The organism is Streptomyces sp. NPDC051041 (assembly GCF_044456065.1).
Classification (GTDB): Bacteria; Actinomycetota; Actinomycetes; order Streptomycetales; family Streptomycetaceae; genus Streptomyces; species Streptomyces glaucus.
In genome coordinates this window covers 283,976-296,875 of the sequence record NZ_JBITFM010000006.1, presented here as the reverse complement: position 1 = coordinate 296,875, position 12,900 = coordinate 283,976, and the positions used below count along the sequence as shown (strand labels likewise).

Genomic DNA, 12,900 nt, shown 5'->3' with positions numbered 1-12,900 from the left:
CGCGCGGCGTCGTCCGCGTCACGCCGGGGAGCTCACTCGCGGTGTGGCTCTCAGGTACTACGGGTACGACCGGGCCGCCCCCACCGCCCTTGCCCGCCCCCTCACCACGCCAGTTGCGCGATCTCCTCCGCCACCACCGCGCACGCGTCCGTCGCCGGGTCGATCAGGGGGAAGTGGCCGACGTCCGCCAGCAGCGTCACCCCCACCACCTCGCCGGCCCTCGCCGCCGCGTCCGCGTACGACTCGGCGACCGCCTGCGGGACGTCCACGTCCGTCCGCCCCTGGACCAGGGTGGTCGCGATGCCGGTCGGCAGCAGCAGCGCGGGGTCCGCGTACGGCAGGCGCTCGGCGAACCGCCCGTCGTCGCCCGGGGCGCCGCCCAGGAGCTGCCGCACCGCGCCGCCGCACACGTCCAGCTCGTCCGCGACCGCGAGGTCGGCGATCGGGGCGAGCGCGACCACGCCGCGCAGGGGAGGCGGGCCGTCGGTGCGCCACGGGGCGTCGGCGGGCAGCACGTGGCGGGCCGCCGCCCACAGCGCGAGGTGGCCGCCCGCCGAGTGCCCGGTGAGCACCGTGCGGCGCGGGTCGGCCTGCGGCAGCGCCCGCCGGGCGAGCGCGGGGAGCGCGTCGAGCGCGGCGGCCACGTCGTCGAAGGTCTCGGGCCAGCGCCCGGCGGCCGCGTCGCCGTCCGCCTCCCCCGCCGCGCCCCGCCGGTACTCCACGCTGGCCACCGCGAAGCCCCGCCGGGCCAGGAAGCCGGCGAACGGGCTGACGTGCCGGCGGTCGTACGGCGCCCGCCAGGCGCCCCCGTGCAGGACGACGACCAGGGGAGCCGGCCCGCCCGGCCCGCCCGGTCCGCGCGGGGCGTAGAAGTCGATCACCTGGTCGGGATGGTCCCCGTAGGAGGCCGTCCCGTCGGGGTCGACGGGGGCGTGCGAGAACGCCGACTTCTCTTCTTCGGCGGCGCGGGCCTCCGCGGCCGCGCGGGCTGCGGCGTCGTCCGGCATGTCCCAACCTCTCAGCGATGAAACGAACTTGGCGGACCAGGGAAGAAAATCGGCCGTTGGCCGGGACGGTACCAGGCGGGTGACGTGCGCGGACACGGGGATGTCACGCTCGGTTAAGCCCTGCGATCCCGCCGTTCCGCCACGCCGGGACACCGCCGCCGGGCGTGCCGCCGGGGGCCACCGGAACCCGCTGGGGACGGCGAGAGCCCGCGAGGCCCGCCGAGGACACGGGGAAAGCCGAAGTCCGCCGCCCGCCGGGGCCGGCCGCCGGAGCCCGCCGGAACCGCCGGAACCGGCCGAAGCCCGCCGAGCTCGCCGAGCCCGCGGTCCGCAGAGCCCGCAGAGGAGAACACCGCGCCCGCCGCACCCGGCACGCGCCCGCCGTCACCGGGGTACGGCCGCCCGGGACACGGCCGCCCGGATCCGGACGGCCCCGCCCCGGGCGGCCGGGACGTACGTCACCGGCGGCCGTCCGCGAGGGCCAGGACCTCCCCCAGCACCCGCGCCGCCCGCTCCACGTCGGCGAAGCCGACGTACAGCGGCGTGAACCCGAACCGCAGGACGTCCGGGGCGCGGAAGTCCCCGACCACGCCCCGCTCGATCAGCCGCCGCATCACCTGCTCGGCGTCGTCGCAGCGCAGCGCGACCTGGCTGCCCCGCTCCGCGTGCGCCACCGGCGTCAGGCACTCCACCCGGCCGGGAGCCGCGTACGCCGCCACGCACTCCAGGAAGAAGTCCGTCAGCGCCAGGGACTTGGCCCGCACCGCCTCGACGGACACGCCGTCCCACACCTCCAGGGCCGCCTCCAGGGCGAGCATGGAGAGGATGTCCGGGGTGCCGACCCGGCCGCGCAGGGCGCCCGGAGCCGGTGCGTACGCCGGCCGCATCCCGAACGGCTCGGCGTGCGAGTTCCAGCCGGGCAGCGGCGAGTCGAAGCGGTCCTGCACCTCCCGGCGCACGTACAGGTACGCGGGCGCGCCGGGGCCGCCGTTGAGGTACTTGTAGGTGCAGCCGACCGCCAGGTCCACCCCGTGCTCGTCCAGGCCCACCGGCAGCGCGCCCGCGCTGTGGCACAGGTCCCAGACGGCGTACGCCCCCGCCTCGTGCACCGCGGCGGTGAGCGCCGGCAGGTCGTGCAGCCGGCCGGTGCGGTAGTCGACGTGGTTGAGCAGCACGGCGGCGGTGCGCCCGCTCAGCGCCCCCGGCACCTCGGCCGGGGCCACCGGCCGCAGCGTACGCCCCGTCATCCGGGCCGCCGACTCGGCGATGTACCCGTCCGTCGGGAACGTCGTCGCGTCGACCAGGATCTCGTCCCGGCCGTCCCCGGCCAGCCGCACCGCGCCCACCAGCGCCTTGAAGACGTTGACGCTGGTGGAGTCGCCGACCACGATCTGCCCGGCCGCCGCCCCCACCAGCGGGGCGATCCGGTCGCCGATCCGCTCGGGCGCGGTCCACCAGCCGCTCTCCTCCCACGACCGGATGCGCAGCTCGCCCCACTGCCGCCGCACGACGTCCGCGACGCGGTCCGGGACGGTCACCGGCAGCGCGCCGAGCGAGTTGCCGTCCAGGTACACCCCCGCGGCGCCGGCCGCGTGACCGGGCCCGGAATCGAGGACGAACCGCTCGCGCAGCCCGGCCAGTTCGTCGGCCGCGTCCAGTTCCTCCGCCTTCGACACCAGTTCAGACATACGATCGCGCCGTCCACAGCTCGGGGAACACGTTCTTGCGGGCCCGCTTCTCCAGCCAGGCCACCCCGGCGGAGCCGCCGGTGCCGGGCTTGGCGCCCATCGCGCGGCGGGTGGCGACCAGGTGGTCGTTGCGCCAGCGCCACACCAGCTCGGCCACGTCGGTCAACGCCTCGCCCAGCCGGGCGAGTTCGGCGTTCTGGTCACCGGCGTAGATCGCCGCCCAGACCGCCTCCACCTCCGGCGACGGCTCGTACCCGCGCGTCGTGTCGCGCCGCAGCACGGCCTCGGGGATGTCGTACCCGCGCCGCGCCAGCAGCCGCAGGACCTCGTCGTACAGGCTCGGCTCGTGCAGCGCCTTCTCCAGTTCGGCGTGGACGCGCGGCGCGCCCCGGTGCGGGACCAGCATGGACGCGGACTTCTCGCCGAGCAGGAACTCCAGCCGGCGGTACATCGCCGACTGGAAGCCGGAACCGTCGCCGAGGGCGCCGCGGTAGGAGTTGAACTGCGCCGGGGTGAGCTGCCCCAGCGGCTTCCAGGAGGCGTTCAGCGCCTCCAGCTCCCGCACGGACCTCTTCAGCGCGGCGATCGCCGTCGGCACGTCGTCGCCGCGCAGCGCCCGCGCCGCGGTCTCCCACTCGTGGACGATGACGGTGAACCACAGCTCCATCACCTGGGTGGTGACCAGGAAGACCATCTCCCCGGGATCGTCGGAGAGGGGGTGCTGGAGGTGGGTGAGCACGTCCGCCCTGACGTAGTCCTCGTAGGGCGTGGTGCCTTCGAAGTCGAGATGCGGGGTCTCGGGCTCGTGCGCCTCAGCGGTGCGAGGGTGGTCGTGAGCCGGTTGGGACATCGCCGTCTCCTGTTGTGCGCTCCGGGTAGCGGTCCGCCCCTGCCGTTACCGGCACGGGGGCCCCGGTCCCCACCGGCATCCTGCGCAATCCCCTCCGCCCCGCGCAAGGCCCGCCCGGCCGCGGGCGGGCCTTGCGGGTGACGGCCCCCGGTCCCGCCGTCAGCCCAGCACCTCGGCCGCCGTCGGCGAGGAGTCCTTCAGGAACTGGGTGCAGCGCTCGTACTCCTCCTTCTCGCCGATCGCCTGCGCGGCGCGGGCGAGGGCGTGCAGGGCGCGCAGGAAGCCGCGGTTCGGCTCGTGCTCCCAGGGCACCGGGCCGTGGCCCTTCCAGCCGTTGCGGCGCAGCGCGTCCAGGCCGCGGTGGTAGCCGGTACGGGCGTACGCGTACGACTCCACGGCGCTGCCCCGCTCGAACGCCTCGTCGGCCAGCTGCGCCCAGGCCAGCGAGGACGCGGGGTACTGGGCCGCGACCTCGGCGGGCGCGGCGCCCCGCGCCAGCAGCTCGCGCGGGCCGGGGTCGTCGGGGAGGTGGGTCGGGGGCGGTCCCCCGAGGAGGTTCTCGTGAATGGACATGAGGTCCAGTCTGCACCGTCCCGGTACGCGCGAGAGCCCGGCACCGCACGGGCGCCGGGCTCCGGGATCCCGCCGGGCGGGCTTACTTGATCTTCGTGCCGGTGGAGCGCAGGTGGCGGCAGGCCTCGACGACGCGCGCGGCCATGGACGCCTCGGCGAGCTTGCCCCAGGTCCGCGGGTCGTAGGTCTTCTTGGAGCCGACCTCGCCGTCGACCTTCAGGACGCCGTCGTAGTTCTTGAACATGTGGTCGGCGATCGGGCGGGTGAAGGCGTACTGCGTGTCCGTGTCGATGTTCATCTTCACGACGCCGTTCTCCAGCGCGGTGCGGATCTCCTCCTCGCTGGAGCCGGAGCCGCCGTGGAAGACGAAGTCGAACGGGCTCTGCTTGCCGAACTTGGCGGCGACGCCCTCGTTCAGCTCCTTCAGCAGCTCGGGGCGGAGGACGACGTTGCCCGGCTTGTACACGCCGTGCACGTTGCCGAAGGAGGCGGCCAGCAGGTAGCGGCCCTTCTCGCCCAGGCCGAGGGCCTCGGCGGTGCGGATGGCGTCGTCGACCGTCGTGTACAGGGAGTCGTTGATCTCGTGGGAGACGCCGTCCTCCTCGCCGCCGGTCGGGGTGATCTCCACCTCGAGGATGATCCGGGCGGCGTGGGTGCGCTCCAGCAGCTCCTGGGCGATGGCCAGGTTGTCGGCGAGGGTCTCCGCGGAGCCGTCCCACATGTGGGACTGGAACAGCGGGTTGCGGCCGGCCTTGACGCGCTCCTCGGAGATCGCGAGCAGCGGACGCACGTACCCGTCGAGCTTGTCCTTCGGGCAGTGGTCGGTGTGCAGGGCGATGTTGACGTCGTACTTCTCGGCGACGACGTGCGCGAACTCGGCCAGGGCCACGGCGCCGGTCACCATGTCCTTGTTGTGCTGGCCGCCCAGGAACTCGGCGCCGCCGGTCGAGATCTGGACGATGCCGTCGCTCTCCGCCTCCGCGAAGCCGCGCAGGGCCGCGTGCAGGGTCTGCGTGGAGGTCACGTTGATGGCCGGGTAGGCGAACTTGCCTGCCTTCGCCCGGTCCAGCATCTCGTTGTAGACCTCGGGAGTTGCGATGGGCATGGGTCCGCTCCTTGTATGTGCGGGTCGGCGTGGTGCGTGCTTACGGCCCTGACCTAGAACCTCGGCGCGACGTCGTCGTCGGCCCCATCTTCCCAGACGAACCGGGATGAGCCGAGTGGGGCTCAGTCCAGGCCCAGCTCGTCCTTGGAGTACGCGTACCGGTACGGCACCCCCGCGCCGTCCCGGATCTTCTCGGCGGCGCCCGTCGCCCGGTCCACGATGGTCGCGACGGCCACGACCTCGGCGCCCGCCTCCCGCACGGCCTCCACGGCGGTGAGCGGGGAGCCGCCCGTGGTGGAGGTGTCCTCGACGACCAGGACCCGGCGGCCCGCGATGTCCGGTCCCTCGACGCGCTTCTGCAGGCCGTGCGCCTTGGCCGCCTTGCGGACGACGAAGGCGTCCAGCCGCCGGCCCCGGGCGGCGGCCGCGTGCAGCATGGCGGCGGCCACCGGGTCGGCGCCCATGGTGAGCCCGCCGACCGCGTCGAAGTCCAGGTCCGCGGTCAGGTCCAGCAGCACCTGGCCGACCAGCGGGGCGGCCTCTCCGTCGAGGGTGACGCGGCGCAGGTCGACGTAGTAGTCGGCCGCCAGTCCCGAGGAGAGGGTCACCCTGCCGTGCACCACGGCCTTGTCCTTGATCTGCTGCAGCAGCGCGCCGCGTACGTCCGTCATACCGGCCAGCTTAAAGGCGTCGCCAGCTCCAGACCGTGCGGGCTTCCAGCGGCTCGAGCGGCGTGACCAGGCGCGGCCGGGTGTTCAGGCCGTCGGGCGGGCCGGTCTGCGGCTCGACGCACACCGCCTCCGCCTGCTCGTCGTACACCACGACCCACTCCTCGGGGCTGGTCACCCTCAGCTCCAGCTGCTCCGGCCAGGTCAGGGTGACGTCGACGCCGCCGGGCATGCCGAAGCAGTCGTCCCAGGGGCCGGGCCGGGGGGCGACGCGGTTGCCGGTGGGCAGGTGGTCGTCGCCGCGCTCCTCCTGCCAGGCCGCCTCGAAGCCGATCCGCACGTCGGCGCCGCCCAGGTTCCGGTTGAACCACGGGTGCCAGCCGATCTGCGCGGGGAAGGACGACTCGTACGTCTCCACCGCCATGGTGATCGTCAGGGTGTCCTCGGTGAGGGCGAACGCCTGGGTGACGCGGCCGGGGTAGGGCCAGGGGTCGGCCAGGTCGTGGGTGAGGACCGCCTCGCGCGGGCCCGTGCGGGCGGTGCGCCAGGCGCCGTCGCGGGCGGTGCCGTGGATGGCGTGCGGCGGGGAGTTCAACGGCATCTGGTGGACGGTGGCGCCGTCCCGGAAGCGGCCGTCGCGGATGCGCCCGCACCAGGGGACCATCGGGAAGCAGCCGAAGCGCTCGCCCTGGCGGAGCAGTTCCACGCCGCCGACGCGGAGCCCTCCGACCCGGCCGCCGTTGCCCGGCAGCACGGTCACCTCCGCGTCGCCCGCGGTCAGCGTGATGGGTTCGTTGCTCACGGGACGACCCTACTGGGGCGATCAAGAGGGCGTGCGGTCCGCGGGCCCGGCACGCTCAGCGGCGTCTGCGCAGGGCCCGGCCCAGGGCGATCGCCGACGCCAGGGCGAGGGCCGCCGGGGCCGCCCAGCGCAGGGGGGCGGAGGGCGTGGCCGTCCGGGGCGCGGGGACGGGGGCGTAACGGCCGCGCGGCGGGGCGTGGTCGACCTCCTCCGCGCTGCGCCCGATCATGGTGCGCCGCGCGTGCGCCGCCTCGGCGGGGGGCTCGGCGGCCTCCGGGAAGTCCTCGCCGGGGGCGGGCGCGGGCGGGGGGGCTTCGGCACCGGAGCCGGTGGGGGCGTCGCCGGTGGGGGCGGGGGCGGCCGTGTCCGGCTGCGGCGGGGGCGGCGGGGCGTCGTCGGCGTCCGGGGTCGTCTCGAAGTCGGTGGTGGCCTCGGGCTCGAACTCCTCCGTGGCCAGGGACACCGTGGTCTCCGGTGGGGCGGCCTCCTGGGCCGCCAGCGCCCCGAGGTTCTCCGCCCAGCGGTTCAGCAGCCGGGTCACGGCCGCGCCGACCGCGTCCGCCGGCAGCTCCGTGACGCGGCCGTCCGCCGTGGCCGTGCCGTCGAGGGCGAGCGTGGCGCCGCCGTCCGCGGTCCTGACGCGCAGGGTGAGCGCGAAGGCGACCGATCCGGTGCCGCGCGCCTCGGTGGCGTCGCCCCGGACGGCGTACGACCCGTCGTCCCGGCGGGACAGCCCGAGCGCGCCCCGGTAGGTGACGGAGTGGCCGCCGACCCGCACCTTCAGCCGGCCCGTGCCGGGATCGGCGCCGGCGTCCTGCTGGAGCCCGGGGACCGCCCGGGCGACCCGCGCGGGATCGTCCAGCACCTCCCTGAGCCGCTCGGCCGGAACCGGAACGAACACCTCGTGCTCCATGTCTGCGGAGCGTACCCAGTGGGCGCCGGACTGCACCCCCGGCGGTGGAAAAGTCACCCCGCGCCGGTGCCGTGCGCGCCGGGCCCCGTCGCGTCGCGGCCGGTGTCTCAGTACCGCGGATGCACCAGCGTCGACGCCGGCAGCTCCGGCAGCCGGGTGCGGGCCGCCGCGCGGGCGTCCGCGGTGAGGCGGGCCTGGGTGAGGGTGCGCGGGCGCGGGGCGTGCGCGTCGAGGCGCAGGGGCGGGGGCGTACCGGCGGCGGCCAGGACGAATCCCCAGTCGTGCGGGGTCCGGGAGCGGGGGCGGGCGACGCGGTCGTCGTCGGCCGTGCGGCCGGGGGCGCGGCCGGCCACGCGGTACGGAGCGGTGCGCAGACCGGCCGCGCGCAGCGTCGACTCCACCGTCCAGAACGCCCGGGGGCGGGCGGAGACGGGCCCGGCGTGCACCACCAGCCGGCCGCCGGGCGCCAGCACGCGCCGTGCCAGGCCGTAGAACTCCTGCGAGTACAGCTTGGCGCACGCCGTGACGCCGGGGTCCGGCAGGTCCGAGACGACGACGTCGTACGGGGCCGCCGGCGCCCGGCGCAGCCGGTGGAAGGCGTCCGCCGCGGTCACGTGGACGCGCGGGTCGTCGTAGGCGTGCCCGTTCAGCGCGGACAGGGCGGGGTCGCGGCGGGCCAGCCGGACCACTCCGGGGTCGACGTCGACGACGTCGACCCGGCGCACGCCCGGGTGGCGCAGCACCTCGCGGACGGCCAGGCCGTCGCCGCCGCCGAGGATCAGCACGCGCGCGTGGCGGCCGGCCATGGCCGGGTGGACCAGCGCCTCGTGGTAGCGGCGCTCGTCGCGGGCGCTGACCCGCAGCCGCCCGTCGAGGTACAGGTTCAGGGGCCGGCCGCGCGCACCGCCGGTGAGGACCACCTCCTGCGTGTCGGTCCGCACGGCCACCCGGACGTCGTCGCCGTACACGGCGTGCCGGGCGGCGCGTTCGAAGTCGTCGACGAGGACGGCGGCGCAGCCGAGGACGGCGAGCACGGCCGCGTTGACGGCGAGCAGCAGCCGGCGGGCGCGGCGGGTCAGGTCCCGCCGGAACAGGCCGAGGACCAGGGCGCCGCCGACGACCGCGTTGACCGCGCCGGTGAGCAGGGCGCCGGTCAGCTGGCCGAACAGCGGCAGGAGGAGGAAGGGGAAGGCGAGACCGCCGGCCAGGCCGCCGACGTAGTCCGCCGCGGACAGGTCGGCGACCGCGCCGCCCGCGTCCTGGTGGCGGATGCGCTGGATCAGCTCCATCAGCAGCGGGACCTCGGCGCCGATCAGCAGGCCGATGGCGAGGGAGAAGGCGACCAGCAGGCAGCGGGAGCCGCTCGCCCCCGTGCCGCCCCAGTCGCCGGTCCAGGCGAAGACGGCGTACAGGGCCATCGCGCTGCAGCCGCCGACCAGGGCGAGCGTGGCCTCGACGGCGCCGAAGCCGGCCGCCGCGAGCCGGCGCAGCCGCTTGGCGGCGAGGGAGCCGAGGCCCATGGCGAAGACCATGACGGACAGGACGACGGACGCCTGGGTGACCGAGTCGCCGATCAGGTACGAGGCGAGGGCGACCAGTTCGAGTTCGTAGACGAGTCCGCAGGCCGCGCAGACGAAGACACCCGCGAGGACCAGAAACCTTCCGGTGCCCGGCCGGACGGGCAGCCACGCGGGAGCGCCGGGGCCGCCGGGGCCGGCCCAGGGGGACTGGGCGCCGGGCGGGGCGGGCGTGCGTTGTTCAATCACGAAGTGACGGTACGTCACTCCTGTGCTGCGCTTCGTCACCCACATGTATGAGATTTGTTTACGATTGCCCCGAGTTGACCGGGCCGTGCGCGCCGGTGCCGGAGCGCCGCGGACCCCTGTGCCCGGAGCTGCGCACGGGCCTCGCCGGGGGCCTCACAGCGCCGCGGGCACCCGCGCCCCGACCCGGGTCCACGTCGCCACCAACTGCCCGTCCTGCGGGTACGCGTGCCAGGTCCGCCAGTGCACCTGTCCCTCGTGGTGCTGGGCCAGCAGCGCCGTGAAGGCGTGCGGGCTGCCGGGGAAGACGCCGGCGAGGCCGTGCGGGTGGTCGGTCACCAGGGCCAGCAGTTCCTGGGCGCGGCCCGCGAAGGATTCCGGGGAGAGCGCCTCGACCCGGGCCGCGAACCTGTACTCCCAGTCGCCCACCCGCTTGGCGACGCCCAGCGGGAGCGGCGTGCGGCTGCCCGGGATGCACGCCACCGTCTCCGAGCAGCTGCCTCTGCGTTCCTCCAGGAGCACTTGGTGGGACGCGCCCAGAAGCCTCAACTGGAGTTTGGCGCCGGGCAGTTCGAGATCGAGGGTGGCCAGGGCGGGGAGCGGTTCGCGTCCCAGCGCCCAGGCGAGGTCGGCGGCGCGCGTGTCGGTGTAGGCGGTGTTCAGGGTCGTGAGCATGGATCGGCTCCGCAAGCGCACAAGGAGAGGAAGGGTGGGCCTGCGGTCACCCCGGCCTCGCCGGGGGTGCGGCCCGGTTTCAGCCCAGTCGGTCGCCGGAGGCGTGTCCGCGGGGTGTCCGAGGGGCTGCGCTGGTTTTAGAGGGAATCACGAACTGTGCCGCCGCCACAGCGTTTTTACCCAAGTTCAGGGGGATTCCACGCTCGGAGGGCTCACCTTTTCACCTGTTCAACCCCGGCGTGCGCTGGCACGGCCCGAGCGTGCGCCGGGGCGCGCGTCCATCCTTCGAGCGCCTGCCGAACGGGGGGACACGGGCGTCCCGCCGGACGACGGGAACACGGGCACGAGGAAGCGGGGCCCGTGTGGCACGGACCCCGCTCCCCGGACGCGGTCCCCCCTCCGGGACCCGGCTGCCCCGTGTCAGCTGCCGCCTCCGCATCCCCCTCCGCCGCCGCAGGACGACCCGCCCCCGCAGGAGGACCCCCCGCCGCAGGAAGAGGAGGAGGAACCGCCGCCGCAGGAGTGGCCCCCGGACGAGGATCCGGCCCACCAGCTGTCGCCGCCGCTGCCGCGGCTGCGCCTGCCCGACGAGCGCCGCGCGCCCCGGCCGGACGCCGCCGGGCGCACCGGGCTCCTCCGCGCACCCCTGCGACCGGCCGCGACCGCGGCGACCACCACTGCGACGACCACCACCAGGATGATGCCGACGACCATGGCGTCACCCTCCTTCCGTTCCCCCGAAGCGGCCCCCCGTGGGCGCCTCGCGCGTCGTGTGACCGGGGGATGCCCGTCTCCCGCGCGCGGCAAAGCGGAGTTGAGGAACTCCAGAGCTTCGGCGCAGGATGACCGGCATGACCTCCACCCCGCGCCCCTTCCTCAACCGCCGCCTCGCCGAGTTCGGGACGACGGTCTTCGCCGAGATGTCCGCGCTGGCCGTGCGGACCGGGTCGATCAACCTGGGCCAGGGCTTCCCGGACACCGACGGTCCCGAGGAGGTCCGGGAGGCGGCCGTGCGGGCGCTGCGCGACGGGCGGGGCAACCAGTACCCGCCGGGTCCGGGCGTGCCGGAGCTGCGCTCGGCCGTCGCCGCGCACCAGCTGCGGCGCTACGGGCTGTCGTACGACCCCGACACGGAGGTCCTGGTCACCGCCGGCGCCACCGAGGCCATCGCCGCCTCGCTGCTGGCCCTGCTGGAGCCGGGCGACGAGGTGATCGCCTTCGAGCCGTACTACGACTCCTACGCCGCCTGCATCGCGATGGCGGGCGGCAGGCGGGTGCCGGTCACCCTGCGGCCGGACGGCGGGAGCTTCCGCCTCGACCTCGACGAGCTGCGCGACGCGGTCACCGACCGCACCCGGCTGCTGCTGATCAACACCCCGCACAACCCGACGGGCACCGTCCTCACCCGGGAGGAGCTGACGGCGATCGCCCGGCTGGCGGTGGAGCGGGACCTGCTGGTGGTGACGGACGAGGTGTACGAGCACCTGGTCTTCGACGGGGCCGAGCACCTGCCGCTGGCGGCCTTTCCCGGGATGCGGGAGCGGACGGTCACCATTTCGAGCAGCGGGAAGACGTTCTCGTTCACGGGGTGGAAGGTCGGCTGGGTCACGGCCTCCCCCGGGCTGGTCGCGGCCGTCCGCTCGGCGAAGCAGTTCCTGACGTACGTGTCGTCGGGCCCGTTCCAGTACGCGGTCGCCGAGGCGCTGGCGCTGCCCGAGTCCTACTTCACCGCCTTCCGCGAGGACCTGCGGGCCAAGCGGGACCTGCTGGCGGCGGGCCTGGCGGAGGCGGGCTTCACGGTCTTCCGCCCGGCGGGCACGTACTTCGTCACCACCGACATCCGGCCCCTCGGCGAGAGCGACGGCGTCGCCTTCTGCCGCTCCCTGCCCGAGCGCGCGGGGGTCGTCGCGATCCCGAACGCGGTCTTCTACGACCACCGCGAGGAGGGCGCCCCGTTCGTGCGGTTCGCGTTCTGCAAGCGGACGTCCGTGCTGGAGGAGGCGGTGCGGCGGCTGAAGACGCTGTAGCGCCGGCGCGCACGGCGAGAGCCCGGTCCGGCACACGACCGCGGTGGTCCGTGCCCCGACCGGGCTCTCCCTCACGTCCGGCGCGTACCCGCCGGCGCACCGCTGCGGACCGGGGCGGGGACTACTCCTCGCCGTCCTGCGGGTTCTCCGCGTCGTTGATCTCCTGCTCCAGGCCGAGCTGCTCGACGAGCCACTTGTCGAACTCGATGGCGGCCCGCACCCAGCTGACCGTCGAGGAGACGAAGTGCTCCAGGCCGACGCCCATGCCGATCAGCATCTGCGCCTCGCCGATCAGGCGGACGGTGCCGTCGTCGTGGGTGTGGGTGTAGACCTTGGGCCACAGGGTGCGGCGGTTCCAGTCGTCGACGGACTCCAGCAGCTGCGGCTTCTCGTCGATCTTGTGGGGCCGGTCGTAGAACGTCCGCACCGAGAAGACCTGCTGGTCCCCCTCGCCGCGGAACATGAAATACGTACGGAACTGCTCCCACGGCGCCGCGAGGTCGCCCTCGTCGTCGACGACGTACTTGAGCTCCATCTGGTCGAGGAGCTGCTTCACGAGGTCCTGATCCGGGACGACGGGGCCCGCCGGTCCTTGGGGCTGCGGCTCGGGCTGGCCCCCGAAGTTCGGAATCGAGGACGGGTCGATGCTCACCGTGATTTTCCCTTCGTACGGATCCCGCCATCCTCCCTCATCCGGGGAGGGGGGTGGCAAGCCCCGACGGTCCTGTCAGCTCCGGGCTGACACGATCCGGTCACTCGCAGCCGCCCCTTCGGCGGTCTTCCCTTCGCTTCACGGAGTGCCCCGCTCCGCCGGGTGGATGCACGCGCG

General features: G+C 74.9%; 12 protein-coding genes. 1 reads left to right on the top strand and 11 read right to left on the bottom strand.

Features of this window, described 5'->3' with window-relative positions; translation table 11 throughout:
- Positions 1 to 101 precede the first annotated feature (101 nt).
- The 10 genes from ACIBAI_RS13765 to ACIBAI_RS13720 form a co-directional block, all read right to left on the bottom strand.
- The gene (locus ACIBAI_RS13765; RefSeq protein ID WP_399033864.1) at positions 102 to 1,007 is read right to left on the bottom strand and encodes an alpha/beta hydrolase; all 906 of its coding nucleotides are present in this window, start codon (positions 1,005 to 1,007) and stop codon (positions 102 to 104) included.
- 458 nt (positions 1,008 to 1,465) lie between these two features.
- A complete protein-coding gene (gene kynU, locus ACIBAI_RS13760; protein WP_399033863.1) occupies positions 1,466 to 2,695 on the bottom strand; it encodes a kynureninase in 1,230 nt (409 codons plus the stop codon).
- Entirely contained in the window at positions 2,688 to 3,545 is an 858-nt protein-coding gene (locus ACIBAI_RS13755; protein WP_399033862.1) for a tryptophan 2,3-dioxygenase family protein, read from the bottom strand. Before ACIBAI_RS13755 ends, kynU begins: the two co-directional genes overlap by 8 nt.
- Positions 3,546 to 3,704: 159 nt before the next feature.
- A complete protein-coding gene (locus ACIBAI_RS13750) occupies positions 3,705 to 4,118 on the bottom strand; it encodes a DUF3151 domain-containing protein (RefSeq protein WP_399033861.1) in 414 nt (137 codons plus the stop codon).
- An 82-nt stretch (positions 4,119 to 4,200) separates the two neighbouring features.
- Positions 4,201 to 5,223: a class II fructose-bisphosphate aldolase gene (fbaA, locus tag ACIBAI_RS13745; RefSeq protein WP_344607485.1), complete on the bottom strand. Its 1,023-nt coding sequence runs from the start codon at positions 5,221 to 5,223 to the stop codon at positions 4,201 to 4,203.
- Between the two features lie 122 nt (positions 5,224 to 5,345).
- Complete coding sequence (pyrE, locus tag ACIBAI_RS13740) at positions 5,346 to 5,894, bottom strand: orotate phosphoribosyltransferase (RefSeq protein ID WP_399033858.1); 549 nt, start codon at positions 5,892 to 5,894, stop codon at positions 5,346 to 5,348.
- A gap of 10 nt (positions 5,895 to 5,904) precedes the next feature.
- Positions 5,905 to 6,693, bottom strand: a complete 789-nt coding sequence (locus ACIBAI_RS13735; RefSeq protein WP_399033856.1) for an aldose 1-epimerase — start codon at positions 6,691 to 6,693, stop codon at positions 5,905 to 5,907.
- 55 nt (positions 6,694 to 6,748) lie between these two features.
- Entirely contained in the window at positions 6,749 to 7,606 is an 858-nt protein-coding gene (locus tag ACIBAI_RS13730; protein WP_399033854.1) for an SRPBCC family protein, read from the bottom strand.
- 107 nt (positions 7,607 to 7,713) lie between these two features.
- Positions 7,714 to 9,372: a polyamine aminopropyltransferase gene (locus ACIBAI_RS13725; protein WP_399033853.1), complete on the bottom strand. Its 1,659-nt coding sequence runs from the start codon at positions 9,370 to 9,372 to the stop codon at positions 7,714 to 7,716.
- Between the two features lie 153 nt (positions 9,373 to 9,525).
- Positions 9,526 to 10,044 carry a DUF2617 family protein gene (locus tag ACIBAI_RS13720; protein WP_399033851.1) on the bottom strand — a complete coding sequence of 173 codons (519 nt, stop codon included), beginning with the start codon at positions 10,042 to 10,044 and terminating at the stop codon, positions 9,526 to 9,528.
- Positions 10,045 to 10,886: 842 nt separating this feature from the next.
- On the opposite strand from ACIBAI_RS13720, the gene ACIBAI_RS13715 reads away from it, so the two are divergent.
- The gene (locus ACIBAI_RS13715) at positions 10,887 to 12,071 is read left to right on the top strand and encodes a pyridoxal phosphate-dependent aminotransferase (RefSeq protein WP_399033849.1); all 1,185 of its coding nucleotides are present in this window, start codon (positions 10,887 to 10,889) and stop codon (positions 12,069 to 12,071) included.
- Positions 12,072 to 12,192: 121 nt separating this feature from the next.
- On the opposite strand, the gene ACIBAI_RS13710 is transcribed toward ACIBAI_RS13715, so the two are convergent.
- Positions 12,193 to 12,723: a YbjN domain-containing protein gene (locus ACIBAI_RS13710; RefSeq protein ID WP_344605504.1), complete on the bottom strand. Its 531-nt coding sequence runs from the start codon at positions 12,721 to 12,723 to the stop codon at positions 12,193 to 12,195.
- Positions 12,724 to 12,900 lie beyond the last annotated feature (177 nt).